Genomic DNA, 25053 nt, shown 5'->3' with positions numbered 1-25053 from the left:
TTCTGGTGATTGATTTAAATTAAAACAGGAAATTAGTCAGGCTATGATATATTACTAAATCAGAAGTTATTTTCAGGGGCATGTTTTAAAGATTTATAGTATACTAACTGTATTCCTTTATCCCTTTCCCCCTTCAGAGTTCCCTCCTTTAAATGAATTCTATAAAACTCCAAATTTAATTAAAATAGGTGATAAGATGCGACTCATTTTAGCAGAAAAACCATCTGTAGCAAAAAATATTGCAGATGCATTACAGATTAAGACCAAACAAGATGGTTATTTTGAAGGCAACGATTATGTAATAACGTGGGCCTTCGGTCATCTTGTACAGCTTTATGACGCTAAAGACTATGAAAGTAAAATGGCCAGATGGAAAATAGACAACTTTCCATTTATCCCAGCTGATTTTAAATACAAAGTTAAAAGCGATCCGCGGAACAGACAAAGGTCAGACCGGGGAGCAGAGAAACAACTGAGAATTATTCACAACTTAATGAAAAGAAATGATGTGGATATGATTATTTCCGCTTGTGACTACGATCGGGAAGGTCAGTTGATCGGGGATAGCATAATTTACCGTGGCACGAAGCCCAACAAGAAAGTTTACCGCTTATTACTTAATGAGTGGACACAGACGGAAGTTCTAAAAGGGCTGGAAAGCATTAAGCCAAATGATACGATGAAGCCATTACGGGATGCTGGTATAAGCAGACAATGGGCGGACTGGGTTATTGGTATTAATTTAACATCTGTTGCAACTCTTAAATATCAAAAAGGAAAAGGGAAGGCTTTAAATATAGGCCGTGTATTACTGCCGACTCTCAAGATTATTTATGATCGGGATATGGAAATTGAAACCTTTGTTCCGGAGGATTACTTTAAACTGACTGCCACGTTCCAAACAAAAGACAAGCATAAGTATGAGGGAACCTATGTAGAAGGGAATAAAGAGAAGTTTAAAAGTAAGGAAATGTTAGATAAAGTTAATCAAACTATTCAGGCTAAACAAGCCGTGGTTATAGATAAACAAGTGGAGAAAAAGAAAGAATTCGCTCCTTTACTATTTAACTTATCTAATCTTCAAGGTTACATAACAAACAAGTATAAAGGATGGACATCAGATAAGGTATTAAAAGTTGCCCAATCACTATACGAGAAAAAGTTTATTACCTATCCTAGAACTTCCAGTATGGCATTAGAAGAGAGTTTAGTTGGTAAAACAGCAAAGGTTCTGGAGACACATAGTTCTGATTTACCATATAAAGATGAGGTTAAATTTCAGAAAACGAAAAGGGTATTTAACAACGCCAAAGTAGAAAGCCACAGTGCGATTATTCCTACTTACGTAAAACCGAAGCGGCTTTCCAGTGATGACCAGCTGGTGTACACAGCAATAAAAAATCGTTTTATTATGCAGTTTATGCCCTTAGCAGAATACGAAGAAACGAAGTTAACGACAAAAGTAGATGTAGCAGAGGGAGTGTTCGCTTCTAAAGGAAAAGTACAGTTAGTCGAAGGGTGGAAGAAAGTAGAAAATATTCAATCTAAAGATACCATTTTACCATTAGTCCATGTGCAGGAGGAGGTAGACTTACTAGATTCCAAGGTTTCCTCTCATGTTACCAAACCCCCGAAGTCTCATACGGAGAGAACATTGCTTCGAGTTATGGAAACATGCGGAAAAGGCTACAAGGAGGACGAAAGTGAAGAAATGGCAGGGACTATTCTGAGTGGTTTCAGCATAGGTACTCCGGCTACTAGAGCTGAAACAATGAAGAAGCTGAAGGACATAGGGTATATCACTGCCCGTGGGAAAAATCTTGTTTGTACTGAATTAGGAAAGAAATTAGTAGAAACGTTTCCTGTTCAGGATTTATTTGATTTAGAGTTTACTGGGCGGTTAGAAAAAAGCTTATCCGATATTCAAAAAGGAAAGTCTAGTAAAAACGAATTTCTAAGCATGATTTTCTCCTTTACAAATGAATCAGTTGAAACGATCAAAGGTGGGAAGGACATCATTATTAATGAACTTGTTTCCACCTCAAGCACAAAAGAAGTATTAGGAAAGTGCCCTATTTGCAGAAGTGGAGTTATTGAAGGACAGAAAGGGTTTGGCTGTAGTAATTGGAAAAGTGGGTGTAAATTTGTCATTTGGAAGAATGATAAATTTCTAGCAACGATGAAGAAAAAACCGTCTAAAACGATGGTGAAATCTCTTTTGAAAAACGGAGTTGTAACAGTAAAAGGATTAACAAGCAAAAAAGGTAACAAATTTAATGCAAATATGAGATATGAAAAGAATCAAGATAACAATTTTTTTAGCTGGAAAATGGAATTTACTAAGTGATGTTGATGTAGAGTGACAATAAAGTTATTTAATTTTAAAACCTCGTTCTGATTTAAGGGCGGGGTTAAAATAAGTTTTTTTAATGGCAAGCCCTTTCTCCTCAACAATAGGTCCATTTAACGGAGGGATCTTCACAAATAGATCCTTCAGGGCAAGTAGGACACTCCGGTTTTGGTTGTTGTTGAACTAAATCATCGTTTTTTTCCAAATTATTTCCCTCCCTTCTTATAGGATTCAATTTATTCTATGTAAGTATTGACTACTCAATTGGATAAGTATATAGGAATCACATTGTATAACTATATTTTTACATGTGAATCTATTTCTCTAACAAACCTACCATGAAAATTAACTTCTAGAATATCGCCAAAAAGAAAATACTTAAGAAGACGCAGCTCTTCATTTTTTGAGAACGTTAGATTTTAAGTATTTTTAGTCTCACATGATCAGTTTTAAGATGCTTCTGTTTCTTCAAGGGACAAGCTCCTATCCTACACCACAGTGCTTTATCATATTAACATAGTGGGTACATCGAAAAAATGAACAGATGAAGCATGCAGACGAACTTGTATATTGTCCGGCATGCACATTCTACGTTTACACCGGATGAATGGAGCAGGCCATTATCTAATCAAGGGGTTCTTGATGCGGCAAAAGCGAGACGTATTCCTTTATCAATATTTACCCCGAACCATTTTCATTACAGTACAAAAAGCGTTTTCATTGAAAAACGCCTTTCTCCTAAAGAAAGCCGTTCTAACATAAGCTGTGTTTTTGGCTTTCATCCCTTCCAAAAAGAAAAACTCACTTTGTAAAAAACTACAAATCTATTTGAATATCGTAAATCTCACTTCATAAGCAAAAAGCCCTGTATTAACGTAAGTTCAAATTACCTATTTTTTAATTTAAAAAACGATTATTTGGTTAAAATTGGTTCTTAATGTTTATTTTTCAAAATATTGTATATATTTAGTTGACATTCAAATACTAGTTAATTAGTCTTAAGTAAGAAGAAGTGTTAGCAAAAGCTTACTTTATACCTTCATCACTATTGATTTAAAGGAGATGGGAAATTTGTCAGGACAAATTCGTATGACGCCAGAGCAGTTACAGGCAAAAGCAAAAAGGTATGGGCAGAGTTCACAACAAATTGATCAGATTTTAAGGGACTTGTCTAACTTACAGGAAGAACTTAGAGGGGAATGGGAAGGTCGAGCGTTTGAACGCTTTGATGATCAATTCCGTGAACTGAAGCCTAAAGTACAAGATTTTTCTCAGCTAATGCAAGAGATTGAAATGCAATTAACGAAAACAGCTGAAGCGGTTGCTCAGCAGGATCAGGCTCTTTCACAAAACTTTGGTTTAAGATAAGTAGTGAGCTTAGCGTAGAGAACTAAAGTTAGAATACCTTCTATCACATGGTGGGCTACGCAATTAAAGTTGTGTGGCCCATGTATTCGTAATCTACCAATAGAATGTCAGTTAATTAACTCTACATACTCAACATAATGAAGAAGTAGTGTCTTATTTTTAGCAACTAAGGCATACACCCAAAGGCTTAGGCAGTTGCCAAGTTTTCTAATCGGCATTTTACTATTATTCTTATTACTAGAATTGAATTTTAGTTAACAATTGAATCATGCTTAAGAGTTTTTTTGTACATTTAATTCGCAGGAGCTGAAGTAGCAAATGAAATATATGGATAAGCGATGGTTACTTTTTCTTATTTTAATCATTTTACTCGCCTCAGGTTTATCTTTTCTTGTTTTGAATCAAGAAGCAGAAACTGAAAAAGAAACGCCCAATGAAACACACAAAATGGCCATTGCTCTCGTAAATGAAGATGAGGGTGACACGTTTAATGGTGGCGAATTAGTGTTTGGTGACGCCTTTGTAAAGAGTGTAGATAGTAACAATGAACATGACTGGTATGTTGTTAGTCGGGGTGTTGCGGAAAGTGGCTTGGAAAGAAATACATATGACATGATGATTATCATCCCGAACGATTTTTCTATAAAGGCATTATCTTTCGAAACGGAAGCGCCAGAGCCAGTCGTACTAAGTTATAAAATTAATGCATCGGAAAATGAAAGAGTTAGTGTTGAAGCTGAAAAAACAGCTAGTCAAATACTGAATGATTTTAACCGCCGCATCATCGATGTTTATTTTGCTAGTATTATCGGTAATCTACAAGATGCACAGGACAATATTGGCGAAATAATAGAAAAACAGGCACTACATACAAATACATATAACAGTGCGATCTATAATCCACTTGAAGGGTATACGAGCCAATTCGGTCAAATTAAAGATAACACAGCGTTATCGAAAGATAGTTTTAGCGGTTTTGAAGAAATGCTGAGGGCCTATGAGGAAAAATTGGTAAGTGGTGCTGAATTAGAGCAAGACTATGTATCTAATCTTGACGAAGTTACACAATTAAAAGAAACGAATCGTCAATCTTTATTATACTTTTATGAAATTTTTAATGAATACCATAACGATTTAAGCCATCAAGATGTAGATCGTCAGCTTGAACAACTGCAAGCTGCTAATACGATTATTAATCAGCAGTTTCAGCAAAGAGGAAATGATGCAATAAACACACTGATGTATAACCAACCAGTTGGATTCGGTAGTACCACTATTATGAATGGATCATTAGCTCTGCAGGATCATTTACAATCATCGCTTAAAAAAGTCGAAGATACCGAGTTGAAATTATATCAGCTGTTAGATCCAGAGAATCCGAACAGCTTTAAAAATAAGGTATCGAACCGCTTGTCTGAGCTGTTGGCTAATGCATTTGCCGAAGATAATCAGTTGAATATCAATACATTATTTGAGAATCCAGATGCAAACGTAAGAGAAAACATTCGAAAACAAATCTCTAAATTACCATCGTTAAACGAAGCGGATTTTGGTGGATATGGTTTACCTGAAGAAACGGTTACCGAGATAAAAAATGTTATAGCAGTAACAAATAAATATAATTCGGAAATTGAATTTGTGGCGCATCGTAGTGATGGTGACGAAATTTTATCGGATCTAAATAAGATCAAAGAACTTAAGGATCACATTAGAACAAATGGGATAACCATTACAGACACGGTTGAGCTTCCGGAAAATAAAAAAAAATCTGGTCAAACATTTAAATTAAGAATTCCAGAAGGGTATTCGGTTGAAAGGTTATCACTAACGCTTCCAAATAAGGAAGAAAAAGATTATACAAAGTATCTTGAAGATGGAAAAATTAACCTTCGAGCGAATCAAAAAGGTAATTTTACCGTTGATGTAACGCTGCTATTGGATAAAGATAAGGAAATTGATATATACCAAACTGTATCATGGGGATGGGAACTGCATCAAGAAGATATAACCAATGTCGATGAACCAGATGAGGTTGCCATACAAATGGCAAAAGCACCATTAATTGCAAGCCAGCGCGTTGAAGCCCAAGAAGATGACTTGGAGCAATCCAATAATCAATTATCGAATGAGCTACAAGATTCTACTGAAAAAGAAGAAAATCCATCTGACTCGGAAGAAAGCCCTGACCAGTCAGATGAAACTAATAATGACAATACCGATGTACGTGACGAGGATAATACATCGGGATCAGGTAATCAGCCAGATAAAGGTGATAATGATTCAGACGCTGCTGGTGATGTTCAAAAAAATAAAGAGGATGAAGAAACACCTGTTATTGAAAAAGTAAAAGTGATCAATAATACGATTCGTCATGAAGTAATGTCACCACTAACAGAAATGGATATAACAACAAAAAGCCTGATTAATACGGTTATAAATACTATAAGCCCTTATCAAAAATTGCTCTCCTCGTATGAAAGTTATTTCGGGCTAGAAATGGGATCACATGATTTAAGGAACGATCTGAATGAAAAACGATTGACAGAATGGGGAGCTGAATCTAAATTATCGCTCTATCATTTATTTAATGAAAAAGACATTGCAGACCTACTAAACGATTACATTGTGAATCAAGTCATTGATGGTGTAACAGAAGAAATTCGTCAGCCTTTAGCAAATCTAGAAGCGCAAATCCGCTTGTATCGCCAAGAGGCCCGGCAAGCAGCTAACAATGCTGAACAGTTTGTAGAGCAAGTTGTTGCTACAGGAGAGCAAGCAATTGCACTGAATGAAGCACTTGGAGAAACCTTAGCAAAAGTGGATGCATGGCGAGATGAAAGTAATGCTATGCTCGATGAACAAATGGAAATTCAAGTGAATGATGATGGCGAACAAATGGCGATTATGACATTGAGCGATGCGTTCAGGCCGCTCTTAATGACAAGTGAATCACTTGCAGAGCAGGCACAGAGGAACTTCGATTCCGCTGAACACGTGTATGAAACGTTTGATCATATCGACCTTCAGGCAGAAACAATTGAAGAGAGTGGTGTGGCTTTGGTCAACCAGGCTGAAGTATTGTCGGTAGACATGACAAATAAGCTCCTGGAAGATCAACAATTTGCAGAAAAATTTGCGGGTGTGCTTGCGAATAGTCGTATTGGAGATAGAGAAAATGAAAATCTATATGATTTTCTTTCTAATCCAGTACAAACAAGTAATGCAGGGACAATTACAGCGAATCAAACATTTACACCATATTTCCTTGTTCTGATCTGCTTTATTGTTGTCTTATTTACATCCTATGTTATTTCAACCATTACCCAAAAACGGGTGGATACTGATCAATTTGCGACCGAGAAGTCATTAATCGCTTGGAACACGCCTATTACGTTAATTACTGCAGGAATCGGTGTGTTAGAAGGAACAATAATTGGTGTCACTTCTAGCTATTTCTTGAAAATTAGCGACGGAAGTATGGTATTGCTCACTGCATTAATTATTTTGTTAGTGACCGCGATGCTACTGGTTGCAACTTACTTATTAAGACAGTTAAAAATGATTGGTATGTTTATCTTGCTGATTACTTTAAGCCTGTATTTATTTTTAACAAATGCACTTGGCTTAGGTATAGCGGGATTAGAAGGATTAAGAAAGGCTTCACCTTTACAATACGTTGAATCACTGTTGTTACGTATATCTCAAGAAACGGCAAATTATCCACTCGCATTTCTAGTTATCACTGGAGTGATTGTAATCGGAGCTTTAGCTAATTTACTCGTTCTAAATCATTCAAAAGGGGAAAGGGATCTAGACAATGAAGTCAAGGCTGAAAGTTAATGTATTCTTATTGGTAACTTTCATACTGCTGATGTTTGATGTGAATCAGACATCAGCAGAAACAAATATGAATGATATGGAACCCAAATCTGGTAGTTTACAGTTGAAGATTGATCGAATCATTAAGGGTGAGAGTGAACGTACGCAAATGAATCAAACGGAATTAGAAAAGGTTTTTCCAACACTATTTACAGAAGAGACACAAGTCTGGTTTACAGAAGTAAAAAAAGAGCAGGAAGAATCACTTGAAGAATTGGAACGTTCTTTATTTACAAAAGAAATCGATTCAAATACGACAGCACTTGATATCAAAGAGGCTTTATTTGCAAGTGATTATACGAGTTCTGCTTCATCATTTACCAACCAAGTGAGTCAGGAAGATAGTGGCTCTGGTTTTGGGGAAAAGGTTTTAGTAACGTTGACAGCACTAGCCCTCCTGCTTTGCGGTGGCCTCTATTTTATGATGCAAAAACTGTTTGATTAGGAGGTAAGAAGATGGCTCAGAATACGCATATTAATGTGACAATGGATTTTAGTAAATGGATAAATGAAGGTGGAATGTATGATTTGCGAATTCCGATACAGTTATCCGTCAAACAACTACTTCAGTATGTGATGGAAATTTTAAATCTGGATTATCGTGCCGTTACACGATGTTCGATCAAAGTAATTACCAAAAATCTTTTACTAGCTGATGACGACCAATTAACAGATTTTCCAGTTACTGACGGGGATATTCTAGTTGTCTTATAAAAATGATTTTTGGTTTGTTAATTTATGGAGGAGTCAATTCATATGGAGCATAAAACGATACAGATGGAGAATATCTCCCTACAATTTCATATACAGAAGGATCATTGGCAACTTCAATTGCCGAAGTCACAAACAAAGGTAACAGATATCAGGCAAATGGACTTGATGTTGAACCCCTCGGAATCATTTGTTCCTATTCAAATCGTTGAAGAAGTCGATGCATTTCTTATCTCCTATCCAATCGATCCGAACCGAAGAAGCTGGTCACAAGCCGGGAAGCTAAATAAGAATGATAAGTTAAGGCTTTTATGTAATATTGCAAAGCTCGAAAGTTATCTATCTACGAGACTCACATTCTTCCTGCATCCAGATAATATGATGTATGATGAAAATTTGATGCCGGTTATTATTTATCGAGGTCTACGCAACATGGTACCCCCGTTTGAAATGGATGAAGCAGTTTTCTTAAAACAGTATAAATGTTTGAGCATTGCCCTTTTTTCCAAAAAATATACGTTCGAGCAGTTGTATAATGGTTCCTTGCAAAATGCGACGGATACTGAGTTTGAACGTCAGATCAGTGAAATAAATGATCTTGCCCAGCTGAAAACCTTTCTGTTCGACAGTTATCTAAAGGAACAAAAGAAAACCGAAAGCACAATGGAACTTGTTCTTAGAAAACGATTTCGCCTCTTTAAACAACTCGCAATCATCATGATCATTGTATCCATACTACTGGCTGCACCACTTACCTATTATAGCTTTGTAAAAGATCCTTATCAAGGTGATTTATTGGATGCCCATGGAGAGTTTCTTGCATCTGATTATGGTAGTGTAATTTCTACATTAGAAGGAACGAATCCTGAAGATTTGCCAAGTCAAACGAAATATATTTTAGCGTATTCCTATATACAAGTTGAGAATCTATCAGGGAAAGAGAAAGAGGTTATTTTAAAGCATGTAAGTTTGAAAAGCGCTCCAGATTATTTGGTTTATTGGATTTACAATGGTCGTGGTCAATTTGATGAGACTATTGAAAAGGCAAAGTACATGGATGACCCACAGCTTATTATGTATGGACTCATAAAGAAAATAGAACAGGCTAAAAATGATCCGACACTAACAGGTACAGAACGAGACGAAGAAGTGAATGCATTACAGGATCAATTAAGACAATATAGTGAGGATTACAACATAGATGGTGATGGGGCGGAGCAAGTGGAGGAAACGACGAGTGAAATAATCGATGATATGGAAGAGCATGAAACAGATGAACAAGAAACGGAAGAACAAGTGGAAACGGAAGACGAAGATTAAAAGCAGTCATTAGCGGAATAAATAACATTTGCTTTTGCGTTAGAGAGGGAGAAAGAAATGGCACAAAAATTACTCATGGTTACCTATCATCATCAATTACATAAATGCCATTTAGTTGAGGATACACCAAAGGAAATAACTGTAGGTAATGCTTGGTCGGACAATCTAACCTTTCCCGGGCTCGATGGTTCTTTGACAGTCAAGTGGGATGGGAAAGCTTGTAGAGTTGGGGATGAGCTTTTACATAATCACCTTTCCATACAGCTTTCAGGTCAACCAATGGAATTTTATTTACTTCATTTCGATCAGGGGTATTTTTATGATATTGCTGGTAAACAGTCCATTACATGTAGTGCTTCTGACTACGATGATGTAGTGATTCATGATACAACAGCTAACTTCGTCCTGTTACGAAGAGAAGCAACACTCCCTTTTACATTGGATGTACAGCAAGGAGATGTTTACCATAATTTTGCCATTGTGAAGGGGCAGGCAACGGTCGAACCAGGTGATCAACTATTTATCGATGGTGTCATCATTGTTGTCAATCATAATGATATACAAATTACTGCCTCGAACAAACAATTTCGTTCGCGGCTAGTTGCGTTAATTGGTAAGAATCATCCCTATCAAGGAGAATATCCAGACTACCACCGTTCACCAAGAATCATCTATCGGGAGCCTGAGGATAAGCGGACAATTGCTAAACCGTCCAATAAGCCATCAAAACCAAGTGAGCAACTGGCACGAACGATTGTGCCACCACTCGTTTTAATTGTTGCACTTGTTCTTATTTCGCTTGTACAGCCACGGGGAATTTATATTATGGTCATGCTTTCTGTAACAATCGTCACGATCATATTCTCGATTACGTCCTATGTGAAAAGTGTCAAAAAATATAAGACAGATATGAAGGAAAGAGAAGAGAGCTATAAAGCTTATTTACAGCGTAAAACGAAGGAGCTTTTTAAAGCGAGTGAAGAACAACGGCACGCTCTGACGTATCATTATCCTACAGTGGAGCAAATCAAGGAGATGGCCATAGGATTAACAGCGAGAATTTATGAAAAAACGATTTACCACCATGATTTCCTCAGTTTCCGTACAGGACTGGGTAAGGTTGATTCAAGCTTTGAAATTGAATTTAATGAAGAAGAATTTACACAAGAGAAGGATGAACTGGTTGACGAGGCAATCGAATTGCTCCAGCAATATAAGGAAATTACAAATGTCCCAGTCGTTACCTCGTTTAATAAAGGACCTGTTGGTTATATTGGTCATCGGCAGCTAGTTATTGAACAGCTACAATTAATGGTGATGCAGCTTTCCTTGTTTCATAGCTATCATGATTTGCAATTTATTACGGTTTTCCCACAAGAGGAAAAAGAGCAGTGGAACTGGATGCGCTGGCTTCCACATGCAAGTGTTCGGGATGTGAATGTTCGTGGCTTCGTCTATCATGAGCGGTCACGCGATCAGGTTCTTCATTCCCTGTATCAGTTATTAAAGGAACGTCAGAATATATTAAATGAAAAAACAAGTCAACATGAGAAAACGTATTTTTCACCACATTATATGGTACTTGTTACCGATGAAAAAATGATTCTGGATCATACCGTGATGGAGTTTTTTAATGAAGATCCAAGTGAATTGGGCGTTTCTTTAGTCTTTGTTCAGGATGTGATGCAGGCACTACCAGAACATGTGAAAACGGTAATCGATATTCGCGATACTAAAAACGGGACGATTATTTTAGAGGAAGGGGAATTAGTGAACAAGCATTTTACGCCTGATCATTTCCGCAAAGATTTTAATAAAGAAGAAATATCCCGTGCATTAGCACCGATTAATCATTTGCAGAACTTAAAAAATTCGATTCCTGAAAGTGTCACATTTTTAGAAATGTATGGTGTAGAGAAGGTAGAAGAGTTAGCAATATCCAAACGCTGGAATGTTAATGAGACATATAAAAGTCTCGCCGTACCACTTGGCTTGCGTGGTAAAGAAGATATTGTGCAGTTAAATTTACATGAGAAAGCACACGGCCCCCATGGTTTAGTTGCTGGTACGACTGGATCGGGAAAATCAGAAATTATTCAATCGTATATTCTTTCGCTTGCAGTAAATTTCCACCCGTATGAGGTTGCATTTCTACTAATTGATTATAAAGGTGGAGGAATGGCGAATTTATTTAAACATTTGCCACATTTACTAGGAACAATAACAAACTTGGAGCGTGCTCAATCGATGCGGGCGCTTGCATCGATCAAGGCCGAATTACAAAAAAGGCAACGGCTCTTCGGGGAACATCATGTAAATCATATTAACCAGTATCAAAAGCTCTTTAAACAAGGAAAAGCAAGCGAACCGATGCCACATTTATTCTTAATCTCCGATGAATTCGCTGAACTAAAGTCGGAGCAACCGGACTTCATGAAGGAGCTTGTTTCAACTGCAAGAATTGGGCGTTCCCTAGGAATTCATTTAATCTTGGCAACACAGAAGCCAAGCGGTGTGGTAGACGACCAAATCTGGTCAAACTCCAAATTTAAGCTGGCATTAAAAGTACAAAATGAGAGTGACTCGAATGAAATATTGAAAACACCGGATGCAGCAGAAATTACCTTGCCAGGACGTTCTTATTTACAGGTTGGAAACAATGAGATCTACGAATTATTTCAAAGCGCATGGAGTGGAGCGGCCTATGTTCCAGATAAAGATGATCACGAGTATGTGGATACAACGATCTATGCGATCAATGAGCTTGGTCAATATGATATTTTAACAGAAGATTTAAGTGGATTAGAAAATAAGGAAGAGATTGAGAAGGCGTCAACAGAGCTAGATGCGGTAATTGATTATATTGCAGACTTTACAGAAGCAGAACAAATTGATCCATTAGCACGTCCATGGCTTCCACCGCTTCCAGAGCGAATCTTTCCAGAGGAACTACATCCTGTCAGCTTTAAAGAAGCGTGGCTGGAGCCGAAGAAGCCGTTACAGGCTACGATTGGGCTATTGGATCAACCAGAATTGCAGGCACAGACTCCTCTTACACTCAATCTAACAAAAGATGGTCATATTGCGGTGTTCTCAAGCCCGGGATACGGGAAATCTACCTTTTTACAAACGGTTGTAATGGACTTAGTACGCCAGCAAAATCCTGAGCAATTGCAATTATATTTATTAGACTTCGGTACGAATGGATTATTACCATTGCAAAATATTCCGCATGTTGCAGACACCCTTCTCATTGATGAGGATGAGAAAATTGGTAAACTACTTCGTTTATTAACAACGAAAATGAAAGAACGTAAGCAGAAACTAAGCCACTATGGTGTAGCAAATATGGAAATGTATGAGAAAGCTAGCGGCGAAACAGTACCGAATGTATGTATCATTCTGGATAACTACGATTCCGTACGGGAAGCGGAGTTTTCCGATGAGTTTGAGAAGTTAATGACGCAAATTGCACGTGAGGGAGCAAGTATCGGCATTCATTTAGTAATTAGTGCAGGTAGACAAAGTGCCATGCGCATGCCACTCATTTCAAATATCAAAACACAAATATCACTTTATTTAATTGAAACAACAGAGGTACGCACGATTGTAGGGAGAACAGAGATTGAATTAGAAGAAATTGCTGGACGCGGACTAATTAAATTAGAGGATCCAGTTCTGTTTCAAACAATGCTGCCGACAAAAGGTGAAGAAGCACTGCAGGTTATCAGTTCCATTCAAGAAATTGCCAAGGAAATGGATGAACATTGGGAAGGTGAGCGGCCGGAGGGGATACCGATGATTCCTGAAGGGGTTCTGGACTTCAATCAGTTTAAAAAACAAAGAAAGACAAAAGAGTTAATAGAAAGCAATCTATTTCCACTAGGTCTCGAATTTGAAGAGGTGGAACCTGTTGCATTTAATCCTAGCAGGCATGGTCATCTGACTGTAGTGAGTGATAGGAGAGATGGACTCGATAAACTGAACCAATCCTTAGCAAAAAATATTTCGAATTTGTCCAGTTCTTACCAAACCATGCTTATTGATACAAGTGAACAAAAGTTAGTCGAAATCGGAAAAATGATGAACGCTTATATTTCTGAGCAAAATGGAATTGTTGTAGTAAAAGAAGATTTACTAACGGAAATTAACAGTCGTCTAAAAAATAATGAAAATAGTATAAATTGGATTGTCCAAATAACAGACTTAGAGGATTTCTGTAAACGAAGTAATCTCGGTGATGATGAAATAGCCGTCTTGCTCGAACAAGGGGCAAAAGTAGGTATCCATTTTGTTTTGTGTGGAGACTACAGTTATATCGGACAGAGCTTTGAGCAAGTAGCTAAATATGTACGAAGTCAGTCTACTGTAGGGTTAATCAGCATGCGACTTAGTGATCAAGACATATTCAAGCAGCCGTATATAAGGCAAGAAACATATCCGAATCCGTTTGAATGTTATTTCGCCATGGACCACCAACATGTGAAATTAAAAATACCAGAATAAGGAGGATGTTAAGAATGAGCACTGATCTAAGTTTATTGCGACGGCAAAGGTCTACCGTATTACAGGGAATGAGTAATTCCAGGAAACAATGCTGACAAAATTACAAGATTGCAAACAGCTTCGACAAAGGATAGTTAGTGCAGGAAGTATTAAAGTCACGACTTATTTTTTAAGAATATATCGACCTGATAAACGTTCATTAGCAATTAACCTAACATTATTAAATCAACGAGGTAATACATTTAATGATGTTATCTCAAGCCATTTAAAGACAACGGCATAATGTAACCTTTATATGGAGGAATATGGATGGCTTCATAAAACGGTATTGGAAGCTTTTAATAGGCTATATTCTAGTACGTTTGCCAAGAAAGAAGAATACACAAATCTCTTGTCAAGCTTCCGGGTATAGAAGAGGAACTAGTATTATATAAAATGACAGCAAGTGGAATTTACTTAAATCTTTATAACCGACCCAATATAGAAGATATGATTTTCCTTGAGTGTGAAGAAAGTGAAGAACATACGTGTAGAACAGATGCACTATTTTCCCGTTTTTAGATCATCAGCTATATAAGAATTAAAATACCTAAGTAAGGAGGAGAACAAATGACGGCAGTTAGTCAGTTACAGAGTCAAAAAAAAACAGTGTTAAGGGGCATGGCAGATACGAAAAACAATATTTCAAATGTGGAATATAAGATCTCACGCTTACAACAGGCTTCAAGTAATCTGGCAACAAGTATTTCAGAATTGGAAACACTTAAAAGTTCTATAAATAGCTTGATAATAGACACAGGGAGATGGAAGGGCAAAGAGGAAGATAAGTTTGAGGAAAATTATAGTAGTTACAAAGAAAGTGTGAAAAAATTTGTAGCTAGCACAGAAGATGCCAAAGATGCCATTGATCAGGATATTAAGCAGTATGAAGCAGAAAAAGCTACTTGGACAACAGGGTTAAACAACTTGGAAAATACGCTTGAATCACTTGAATGGAAAATAATTCAAGCACAAAGGGAGTGATATTGATGATAGAAGAAGTCGGCATAAATCTAGGTGAATTCCAATCCAATATTTCGAGGTTAAGGTCTTCGGCTTCCGGTATAGAAAGTAGTATTAAAACAAATCGTACTTTTAATAAAACAAATATCGAACCATTTACAAATGATTTGGAACATATCATCAGAGCAATTGAATTGATTAGGAAATACCAAACACTTTTGAATTCGGATATCGATACGCTGGAACAAACCGGAGAGAAAATGAAAGAGAATGACGAAAGGATCGCGGCAATATCCAACATTGATGTAACAGGTCCGCAACCATTACGTACGTAGGGGGATACAAATGGGGCATAAAGTAGATATATCTGAGGTTATTGAACTCTCGGACGACTTGAAAACAGCAGTCGCAGATCTCAAGTCTAGTCTGAACCATGTTGAAGAAAGTGTTAGTAGGCTGGATGCAATGCGTTCCTTTTCTGGAAAAACAGCGAAAGAAGCGAAAAATTACTTTAATGATCTTCATAAGACACTACTAAAATCTTTTGAGATCTTATTTACCGATCTCGATGAGCATTTAAAGAAACATCTGAATGCATTCCAATTCAGAGTGGATGCTAGTGACTCAGCAATTGTAGAGAGTAATTATTTAATGGATACAGAAGGGGCTGTATCAGATGATTTTGATCTTTTAAGCGAGGAACGAGAGTCTATTAGGGAGACAATTGCGAGTGTCTCTGATATTAGCAGTGCAAACCAGCCCTCAACGATGTCAGTCAATAGCAATCACAAGTCTACGATAAAAGTAATAACAGATTTGGAGAGTGATTTAGAATCCTATATAAGTTCAGGCAGACCGGAGATTGCACAAATAGAGGAAATGCTTCATCACTTGGAGATTGCAATTAAGAATGCAGGGGCGGTAGCTGGGAGTGCCCGCTTTACGGATTATGCTGGAAATTCCAAGTCTGCTGGTCTAGCGATTTTGAAGGGATATAATGATGAAAGATATGAAGCGATAATAGGTAAGGCGAAGGATGCAAAGGAAGCGGCTTTAAAAGATGTTAAATATTCAGCGTCTAAAGAAGTCATCAATCTCGCCTATAAGGAATTTGCCAATGGTAAAATTGATGAAGAAACATTCTATTCCATTCTGTCATCTGTTGAGAAGACAGACGGAAACGTGAATGCAGATCAATTACAAAATAATGATTATAAAGTTCTTATTGAATACCTGGAAGAACGTCAGATGCTGGAAGAATATGTAGCAAGTAATAAGAGTTTTGCAGAATACGTATTAAATAACCTGCCTAGGATTGGCTGGGAGGCAACACCTGGCGCAATCGCTATCTTCGCTGACAGACTAGGGCTTACGATGAAAGATGTGGCAAAGTATTTAGGCGACGAACCAGTTCCACTGACGAAGGCATCAAAAGATTTACTTGATAAAGCTGGACAGATCTTAAAATACGGAAAAGTAATAGGTCCGGTTTTCGCAGCCGCTGGATTTAGTTATGGCATGTATGAAGATACGGTAAAGAAAGATAAAACTGTAGGTGAGGCGGTTGCTCATAATGCAACATCCTTGTTAGTCGGGACTGGAGCTGTGGCAACTACGGCTTTCTTTGTTTCTAATCCGGTAGGATGGGGAGTTGCTGGCGTTATAGGGATAGGAGTAGCAGCAACGATAACTTTTGAGTATTTTTATGAAAATAATTTCAGGGGACTGCAAACTGGTTTGGATTGGGCAGGACAACAACTTGATTGGGCAGGCGAACAATTAAATAAAGGCTTTGATACGATAAATAGTTGGGTATCTGATGCTGCGGATACTGTCGGCGAAGCTATTACAGGTGCTCTTGACTGGATTAATCCGTTTTCTTAAAGGATTTTAATATGTTATTTAGGAAAGGAAGTATTATTTAATGAACTGCGAAGTACAACGCTTAGAGAATAATATGCGGTATCGGATTTTAACTATTAATGGGGAACAGTACATCCTTGATATGGAGAGGTCCTTTTGGAAAATTATCTTTCCTTTTTTCGTTTGGATGTTTCCTAGTACGGTATTTAGAGTGGAGGACTCTTCTATCGTGAAACGGTTGAAAGAGCCAAATAAGGAGAAAGTGGGTGGTTCATGGGTCGCATCATTAGCAGGGATAGGCTACTTTATCGGTATTCTGTTAGCTCCTTTAATGGGTTATTTTGAAATACCATTGTCTCCTTTAGTCAATGCGATACTCATAGTGCTTGCTTTAATCCTCGTCGCTATCTTTTATTTGGCGATGAGCCATCGTCGAAAGAAGAAGCTAGAAAACGTTATACATCTAGAGAAGTTATCAAGGCGTGAATTATGGATTCGCCCAAATTCGAAAAAACAGGTGTTCAAGCTGTTAGCAGCATATATCTGGATTGTAGTACTAATCGGATTTTCTTTCCTAGGTTATATTGAAACCGGAAATATTATAGTATTATTAGCTGCATCGAGTTTCACGTTTGTCTATTTATTATCATCTCGTGTTACAGTGCAAGAAGGCCAAACTACAGTGAAATTTAAAGATATAAAACATGCAGTTTAAAACTTCAAGAAGAATACAGATGCTAAAACACATGGAGTGAGGGATAGCTTATCTAGGTTACTAATTGATATGAAGAGGCATGAAGCTGATTTCTCAGATAGTATCTGCGAGGCCATTACAGGTCCTTGACTGGATTAACCTTCTTTCTTAACGAGGTTTAATTGTTTTATTTGGAAAAGGGAGATTGGTTCATGAACTGCGAGGTACAACATTTAGAAAAGAATATACGTTATCGAATTTTGATAATAAACGGCGAGCAATCCATCTTGGATATGGAGCGGTCTATTTGGAAGATTGTATTTCCCTTCCTCTTTTGGCTGTTGCCTAGTCCCGTATTTAAAGTTAACGATCCGGCCATTGTGGAGAAGTTAAAGGAACCAAAAAAAGAAAAAATGGGTAGTTCGATGGCTCTGTCATTGGGAGGAATTGCTTATGCGATTACTATCCTATTAGCTCCTTTAATGGATTATTTTGAAATACCAAGTTCTCCGTTAGTTAATACCATACTTCTTATCCTTACTTTATTACTAGTAGGTTTAATATATTTCTTGATTAGTCACAATCGAAAAAGAAAACTAGATGGCACTGTTGAAATTGAGGAATTACAACAGATTATATTATGGTTAAGACCAAGGTCAATCAAACATATTATTAAAGTTTCATTAGTTTATTTATGGTTTTTAGTATTAACCCTAGTAGCTTTTTATGCATTTATTGAGAGTCGCAAGATTATGTTGTTAATCTTTGGATCTATTATGTTATTTCCTATCTTATTAGTCAGCCGTGTTACTGTAGAACAAGGCCATACCACGGTGAAATTTAAAGATTGAAAGAACTATGTTAAAGAGCAGGACAGATTTAAAAGATTACAAGCTTGGATGATAAAAATCTTACAACTGATACTGGTAGATTGGGTAATTGGTAAGTATGGGAATAGGGGATTATTTAATGAACTGCGAAGTACAACACTTAGAGAATTATATTCGGTATCGAATCTTAATTATTAATGGCGAACAATACATCCTGGATATGGAGCGATCCTTTTGGAAGATTTTATTTCCGTTTTTCGTTTGGATAGTCCCTAGTACCATTTTTAAAGTTAATGATCCGGCTATCATAGAACAATTAAAGGAATCGAAAAATGAAAAGGCAGGCAGTTCACAGCTGGTGTTTTTAGCGGGGTTTGCGTATGTACTCGGTATCCTTTTAACTCCATTAATGAATTATTTTGAAATATCGGTGTCTCCTCTGGTCAATATTCTACTTCTATTTATTGCTTTACTACTCGTGGCTTTATTGTATTTATCTATCAGCCATAAGCGTAAAAAGAAATTAGAAAACGTTGTTATACTTGAGCAATTATCAAAACATGTAGTACGGATTCGACCAAGGTCAAACAAGCAGGTTTTCAAGTTATTGGCAGCATATACTTGGCTAATCATGCTTGATGTATTCTTTTTTCTGGGATATATACAAACACGGAATCTCATGGTATTAATCGTTGCATCTGGTTTATTGTTTGGTATTTTATTAGCATGCCGTATTACTGTGGAGGAAGGCCATACTACAGTGAAGTTTTTAAAATGAAAAGTGCAGATAGGTTACAGTAAGAATAATATCCATAGAATTCATAAAACTTGAGAAAGATTCATGTGCTTACTTAACGAGTTTTAATGCAAGTTTAAGAATGGGAGATCATTTAATGAACTGCGAAGTCCAACGCTTAAAGGATAATATTCGGTATCGAATTTTAATTATTAATGGTGAACAGTACATCCTGGATATGGAGCGATCTTTTTGGAAGATTGTATTTCCCTTCCTTTTCTGGGTGTTGCCCAGCACCGTATTTAAAGTTGATGATCCGGCCATTGTGGAGCAATTGAAGGAGCCGAAAAGAGAAAAAACGGGCAGCTCCGTGCTGATCTCATTAGCAGGAATTGCCTACCTAATTGGAATTCTATTAGCACCTTTAATGGAATACTTTAATATCTCAATGACTCCGGTAGCCAGCACAATGCTACTAGTTTTGTTGTTAATACTAGTGGCTGTACTGTATCTTTCCATCAGCCATAAGCGAAAAAAGGAACTTTATGATGTGGTTGAACTTGAAACACTACAAAAAGATAAATTATGGATTCGGCCAAAATCTATTAAACATATCTTCAAAGTGTTAGTGGTCTACATTTGGTTTTTAGGATTTGTTTTATTAGGCTCTGTAGCATATCTACAGACAGGTAATATCATGGCATTAATCATTGGAACAGGTATTTTGTTCATAGTCTCATTAGTAAGCCGTATTACTGTGGAAGAAGGCTTTACTACGATAAAGTTTATAGATTGAAAAGAGTAGCTTAGTTACAGTAAGAATAATACCCGTAAAATTCATAAAACTTGAGAAAGATTCATGTGCTTACTTAACGAATTTTAATGCAAGTTTAAGAATGGGAGATCTGAACTGCGAAGTACAACGCTTAGAGAATAATATTCGGTATCGAATTTTAATTATTAATGGTGAACAGTACATCCTGGATATGGAAAGGTCTTTTTGGAAGATTATCTTTCCGTTTTTCGTTTGGATGCTTCCTAATAAGGTATATAAAGTTGAGAATTCTTCTATCGTGGAACAATTGAAAGAACCAAATAAAGAGAAAGTGGGTAGCTCATGGGTGGTATCTCTAGCTGGGATTAGCTACTTTCTTGGTATCCTGTTAGCTCCATTAATGGATTATTTTGAAATTCCGATTTCTCCGTTGGTTAATATCATGCTTTTAATAATATCTTTAAATCTTGTGGTTCTATTATATTTATCTATCAGCCATAATCGTAAGAAGAAGTTAGAAAGTACTGTCAAACTTGAGATGTTTCCTAAACATGCATTATGTATTCGACCAAAGTCCAAAAAACAAGTATTTACGTTATTAGCAGCATATATTTGGCTTTTAGGGTTCGATGTATTTATCTTTATGGGGTATGTCGTATCTCGAAATATCATGTTGCTAATCATTGCATCAGGTTTATTGTTCCTTCTTTTATTACTAGGTCGAATAACGGTGGAAGAATGCCATACTACTATTAGATTTAAAAATTTAAAACGTGCAGGTTGAAACTTTAAAAAGAATTAGATGCTAAAAATATATTGAGAGTGGAATAGGTTATCTGTAATTGGAGATGGAGGCATGAAGCAAGTGTCGGCAAGGTCATGATCGCTGTCCTTTACTAAATTAACTTTTTTAATGAGGTTTAATTGTTGAATGTAAAAAGGGGGGTTGTTTCATGAACTGCGAAGTACAACGCTTAGAGGATAATATCCGGTATCGGATTTTAACTATTAATGGGGAACAGTACATCCTGGATATGGAGCGGTCCTTTTGGAAAATTATCTTTCCTTTTTTCGTTTGGATGCTTCCTAGTACAGTTTTTAAAGTGGAAGATTCTTCTATCGTGGAACGGTTGAAAGAACCGAATAAGGAGAAAGTTGGTGGTTCATGGGTGATGTCTTTAGCCGGAATAGGCTACTTTCTCGGTATCCTACTAGCTCCTTTAATGGGTTACTTTGAGATACCAATGTCTCCTTTGGTGAATGGGATGCTTATAGTGTTTGCTATAATCCTCGTTACTATCTTATATATGTCGATGAGCTATCGTCGAAAGAAGAAACTGGAAATCGTTGTAAATCTAGAAGAGCTATCAAGGCGTGAATTATGGATTCGCCCAAGTTCAAAAAAACAGATGTTCAAGTTGTTAGCAGCATATATCTGGTTTCTAATACTTATCATATTCTTTTTCATGGTTTATATTGTATCTGGGAATATTATGATATTATTTGCTGTTTCGGTTTTCACGTTTGTCATTTTATTATCATCTCGTGCCACAGTGCAAGAAGGCAATACTGCTGTGTGGTTTTAAGATTGAATTGGAGACTGCATACGAATATATAAATAAATAATATAGAGAGAGGTAGATGAATAATGTTACCAATTGGATCGATCGTCTATTTAAAAGAAGGAACAAGCAAATTAATGATTTTGAACAGGGGACCTATCATCCCGCCAGAAAAAGGAGATAGTCAAGGAGTAATGTATGATTATTCAGGGTGTCTTTACCCCCAAGGTCTGAATCCTACTAATGTATTTTATTTTAATGAAGAAAATATAGATAAAGTCCTTTTTGAAGGGTTTAAAGATGAAGAAGAAGAGCGTTTTCAAGAGATTTATGATAATTGGATGAAGGACAATAAATCAACGCTTATAAAGGGAAATGTAACAGGGCCTTTGGAATAAATCAATTACTTTTCAAACAAAAGAAGCATGTGGAAATGAACTGCACCACAATTGTTAGACACACTCTAACAACTGGAGATGCAGTTTTTTATGAAAAATTTATACCAGAAATTAAATTAGCGATCATTCAAAGCTTTAACTCAAATATAATTTCGCAAAAAGAATACGTAGGAAAAACTGGAGTGACAAGAGCACAGTTTCAATCTGGTCGTCATTAATGGAGAACCGAGATAGTCGACAAGATTAGAAAAGGCTTGTCCTTTCCTAAAGGTCCGATGTCAAAAAAAATCCTTCTTTTTTGAATCAATAATAAATAATATATAATGGAAGAATGCGGCAGGCCTTATTATGATATCCACGTATTTGATAAACAAGTAGAAAGTCAATTACGTTCATACAAAATCAGCCATTAACAAAAGAAAGAGCTGGTTTAGTTAGTGAAATTTTTTGGGGGTCATCTAATGTTGAAAAAATTAACCGAAGAGGACTTTGCAGTATTAAGGTGTCCGCTTGAATCTGGTAGACAGAGTCCTAGTGCACTGGCACCTATATTAGTTTTATCCATTTTTTTACAAGCGCTTATGTTTGTGCTGACATATGTGGTAGCGGCGGATGCAACACTTTTTCCATATAAAGAAGAGATGTTTGTAATTCATTTATTGATAACCGGTATTCTTATGTTATTTTCTATTATATATTCTATTCCAAATGTGTATATGAAAGGACAAAAAGTACAGTACATATTGACCGTTATAGTATCACAGAATTTGTTTGGAGTTTTTTTCTATATTTGCGTAGTATTTATTATTGGAAAAGACAAATATATAAGTGAAGAATCTCTATTAATCTTCACCTATATAACTCTATTATTTGGATTATTGATTTTTATTGTAACTTGCATTCGATTTTATGTGTTGTTAGTTAAAGGTCAATATCGAAAGGAATCTAAAAAAGATAAATTAAGATTGAAGCTTGAATTTAGCATACAATCTTTTTTGCCCCAAATTATTTTAGCCAGTATTAGCTTACTTTTCGTTGTTCAGTATTTAGTTAGGGAATTTGGTATAGCTGAAATAGAAACGATAATAATGATGATTTTATTTATTTTATTATTCTATACAATGCTTTTCGTTCTTCCCGAACAGCTTGTCATATTATACTGCAAATACCGCTTTGACAGTTTTAACTATAATAAAAATGGAAAACTGAAACCAATGGGTAGAAAGGGTGTGTAAGGTGAATATTGAGGTGCGTTCACTTTAAATCGATAATCGATTAGTTTACGGTAACAAGGCAGTTTAGGAGAGAATGGCAAGAAGGGATATTCTTGATGGAATATTTTATTTTAGTTTAGAAAATTTTAAAGTCGGTACTATTTCTTCTCCGTAGCCCCTGAACAAAATGAGAAGAAATGTGGTCACTTTACATATTACTACCGAGTGAAATACTTGCTGCTTCAAAAAGAAATCAGTCTAAACAGACCTAATCCAAACGTTAGTGAGGCTAATTGTACGATGCAGTTTCTGGTTTTTTGGGGAATCTAGATTCTGTTTATAGATAGACGAGCGGTCGATAGGAGTGAGACAGTGAAAAATAAATTAATTCCAATTTATAGAGAAAAAGAACTTTACACATTTTTTTACGATCCAGACAAAAATCATTTATATAGATTTCAACATCGGAAAAAATCATCCGGTATGAATTTCTTTCTTTTACTGGCAGTACTTTATGGTTCTAGATATGCTGATCGTATTTATCAAAGTTATAAAGGTCCTTTAGTAGATGTTGTATTGTTTACTATTGTATTAGTGATAAGTTATTTCATGGCAATATATTTTTATGAAAAATTTTATATTCAAGAAAAGTCACCGAAGATCTTTTTAGGTAAGGAAAGCCTGGAAAATTATGCAGCCAAAGGAATAAGCCAATTACGTACTGAGTTATATTTAGGTGCGACGTTAAGTCTCCTACTTACAATAGGTGGTTTTGTTTTATTTTTTGTGTTCAGCCATTTTGAGCTTTTAGTTATTGGTTGCTTAGGAAGTTTAGCTATTTTTATCTTTCTTCTGATGAGACCGTTTACACGAATAAAAATATTGAGGCAATTTCAAAAAGGGGAAATAGAATTGTAAAAAAGGAACCATACACTATTAACTTAATATCCAGATACCTACTAAGAAAGGGTACGAAGGATGAATTCAAATATGCATCTACACGGGAGAATAATAAAGTAAGGAAATGATGAGTATGAAACTGATTCCAATCTATACAGAGAATGTAAAAGGTAGACAAAATTACACGATCTTTATCGACAAACAAACAAATTTAACATACAAGGCATATCAAAAAGAACCCAGTCAAGCGACTTATTGGATTGCATTTTTCATTGTATTAGCAATCCTGAGAGGCATACAAGAAGTATCTATATCTATTTCAAATATAGGGGCCATCTTTATATTTTTAACTCTCCTCATTTCAGGGATTTTTTCCGGTATATTTTTTAATAAGAAATATGTTTATGAAGAAGTAAGGGAGATTTATTTAACAGAGTCTATGATTAAAGAGTACATTGAACGGGGAAAGAAAGGTTTTAAATTAGAAATAAGAATTGCAGTAATTAGTCTTTTAGTTGTTTTGATACTAGCATTTTTATTTTTTATAACTCACGGTATTATTCTATTAATATTTTTGTATTTTTCATTGTATATTTATGTCGTTTACCAAAAGAAAGATTTAAGCTTTATAAATACAAAAGAACCACTGGAGTTAGATGACGGGAGTACGCTTCATTATAGAATTGATAGTAAAGGAATATTTTATTTTATGGCAGAAGAAAGATATGTGTATCAAGAAGAAATGCACACACAAAGTATATTCAGCTATAGCCAAGGCGTAATAGCCACAACTGCCACATTCGCACTAGTAGGTAAGGGGCTTGGTAGTAATTATAGTCTACCTAAAAAAGTAAGCGATGGCGCTGGTGTTGTTACTGGTTCAGGGTCCACATTTGGGGCTGTTCAATAATTAATTGAAATGTAAACACCGCAAAAAAATAAAGA

20 protein-coding genes are annotated in these 25053 nt (G+C 36.2%); all 20 read left to right on the top strand.

What is annotated here, in order from left to right; all coding sequences use genetic code 11:
- Nucleotides 1–196 precede the first annotated feature (196 nt).
- The 20 genes from QGM71_RS16915 (at nucleotide 197) to QGM71_RS16820 (ending at nucleotide 25018) form a co-directional block, all read left to right on the top strand.
- Nucleotides 197–2347 carry a type IA DNA topoisomerase gene (locus tag QGM71_RS16915; protein WP_327608749.1) on the top strand — a complete coding sequence of 717 codons (2151 nt, stop codon included), beginning with the start codon at nucleotides 197–199 and terminating at the stop codon, nucleotides 2345–2347.
- Between the two features lie 1074 nt (nucleotides 2348–3421).
- Nucleotides 3422–3718: a WXG100 family type VII secretion target gene (locus tag QGM71_RS16910; protein ID WP_249872484.1), complete on the top strand. Its 297-nt coding sequence runs from the start codon at nucleotides 3422–3424 to the stop codon at nucleotides 3716–3718.
- Nucleotides 3719–4036: 318 nt separating this feature from the next.
- Nucleotides 4037–7558: a type VII secretion protein EsaA gene (gene esaA / locus QGM71_RS16905; RefSeq protein WP_327608748.1), complete on the top strand. Its 3522-nt coding sequence runs from the start codon at nucleotides 4037–4039 to the stop codon at nucleotides 7556–7558.
- Nucleotides 7536–8042 carry a type VII secretion protein EssA gene (gene essA, locus QGM71_RS16900; protein WP_327608747.1) on the top strand — a complete coding sequence of 169 codons (507 nt, stop codon included), beginning with the start codon at nucleotides 7536–7538 and terminating at the stop codon, nucleotides 8040–8042. Before esaA ends, essA begins: the two co-directional genes overlap by 23 nt.
- 11 nt (nucleotides 8043–8053) lie before the next feature.
- The gene (locus QGM71_RS16895) at nucleotides 8054–8311 is read left to right on the top strand and encodes an EsaB/YukD family protein (RefSeq protein ID WP_327608746.1); all 258 of its coding nucleotides are present in this window, start codon (nucleotides 8054–8056) and stop codon (nucleotides 8309–8311) included.
- Nucleotides 8312–8353: 42 nt separating this feature from the next.
- A complete protein-coding gene (essB, locus tag QGM71_RS16890) occupies nucleotides 8354–9628 on the top strand; it encodes a type VII secretion protein EssB (RefSeq protein ID WP_327608745.1) in 1275 nt (424 codons plus the stop codon).
- A 57-nt stretch (nucleotides 9629–9685) separates the two neighbouring features.
- Complete coding sequence (essC, locus tag QGM71_RS16885; protein ID WP_327608744.1) at nucleotides 9686–14134, top strand: type VII secretion protein EssC; 4449 nt, start codon at nucleotides 9686–9688, stop codon at nucleotides 14132–14134.
- 609 nt (nucleotides 14135–14743) lie between these two features.
- Nucleotides 14744–15157, top strand: coding sequence for a YwqH-like family protein (locus QGM71_RS16880; RefSeq protein ID WP_327608743.1), 414 nt, complete (start codon nucleotides 14744–14746; stop codon nucleotides 15155–15157).
- 5 nt (nucleotides 15158–15162) lie between these two features.
- Nucleotides 15163–15471: a TIGR04197 family type VII secretion effector gene (locus QGM71_RS16875; RefSeq protein WP_327608742.1), complete on the top strand. Its 309-nt coding sequence runs from the start codon at nucleotides 15163–15165 to the stop codon at nucleotides 15469–15471.
- Between the two features lie 10 nt (nucleotides 15472–15481).
- Nucleotides 15482–17020 carry a T7SS effector LXG polymorphic toxin gene (locus tag QGM71_RS16870; protein ID WP_327608741.1) on the top strand — a complete coding sequence of 513 codons (1539 nt, stop codon included), beginning with the start codon at nucleotides 15482–15484 and terminating at the stop codon, nucleotides 17018–17020.
- 40 nt (nucleotides 17021–17060) lie between these two features.
- Nucleotides 17061–17714, top strand: coding sequence for a DUF443 family protein (locus tag QGM71_RS16865; RefSeq protein ID WP_327608740.1), 654 nt, complete (start codon nucleotides 17061–17063; stop codon nucleotides 17712–17714).
- A 191-nt stretch (nucleotides 17715–17905) separates the two neighbouring features.
- Entirely contained in the window at nucleotides 17906–18544 is a 639-nt protein-coding gene (locus QGM71_RS16860; RefSeq protein WP_327608739.1) for a DUF443 family protein, read from the top strand.
- 118 nt (nucleotides 18545–18662) lie between these two features.
- Nucleotides 18663–19301, top strand: a complete 639-nt coding sequence (locus tag QGM71_RS16855; RefSeq protein ID WP_327608738.1) for a DUF443 family protein — start codon at nucleotides 18663–18665, stop codon at nucleotides 19299–19301.
- A gap of 115 nt (nucleotides 19302–19416) precedes the next feature.
- Entirely contained in the window at nucleotides 19417–20055 is a 639-nt protein-coding gene (locus QGM71_RS16850) for a DUF443 family protein (RefSeq protein ID WP_327608737.1), read from the top strand.
- Between the two features lie 100 nt (nucleotides 20056–20155).
- A complete protein-coding gene (locus tag QGM71_RS16845) occupies nucleotides 20156–20818 on the top strand; it encodes a DUF443 family protein (RefSeq protein ID WP_327608736.1) in 663 nt (220 codons plus the stop codon).
- Nucleotides 20819–20987: 169 nt separating this feature from the next.
- Nucleotides 20988–21620, top strand: a complete 633-nt coding sequence (locus tag QGM71_RS16840; RefSeq protein ID WP_327608735.1) for a DUF443 family protein — start codon at nucleotides 20988–20990, stop codon at nucleotides 21618–21620.
- Between the two features lie 62 nt (nucleotides 21621–21682).
- Nucleotides 21683–21994, top strand: coding sequence for a DUF4176 domain-containing protein (locus QGM71_RS16835; protein WP_327608734.1), 312 nt, complete (start codon nucleotides 21683–21685; stop codon nucleotides 21992–21994).
- A gap of 461 nt (nucleotides 21995–22455) precedes the next feature.
- Nucleotides 22456–23229 carry a hypothetical protein gene (locus QGM71_RS16830; RefSeq protein ID WP_327608733.1) on the top strand — a complete coding sequence of 258 codons (774 nt, stop codon included), beginning with the start codon at nucleotides 22456–22458 and terminating at the stop codon, nucleotides 23227–23229.
- A gap of 351 nt (nucleotides 23230–23580) precedes the next feature.
- A complete protein-coding gene (locus tag QGM71_RS16825) occupies nucleotides 23581–24126 on the top strand; it encodes a hypothetical protein (protein WP_327608732.1) in 546 nt (181 codons plus the stop codon).
- A 115-nt stretch (nucleotides 24127–24241) separates the two neighbouring features.
- Nucleotides 24242–25018, top strand: a complete 777-nt coding sequence (locus tag QGM71_RS16820) for a hypothetical protein (RefSeq protein WP_327608731.1) — start codon at nucleotides 24242–24244, stop codon at nucleotides 25016–25018.
- The last annotated feature ends 35 nt before the right edge of the window (nucleotides 25019–25053 follow it).

Source organism: Virgibacillus tibetensis (genome assembly GCF_036026595.1).
In the GTDB taxonomy this organism is placed as follows: Bacteria; Bacillota; Bacilli; order Bacillales; family Amphibacillaceae; genus Virgibacillus_P; species Virgibacillus_P tibetensis.
Note: the sequence above shows the minus strand (reverse complement) of the source record. Positions and strands in the feature narration are given on the sequence as shown.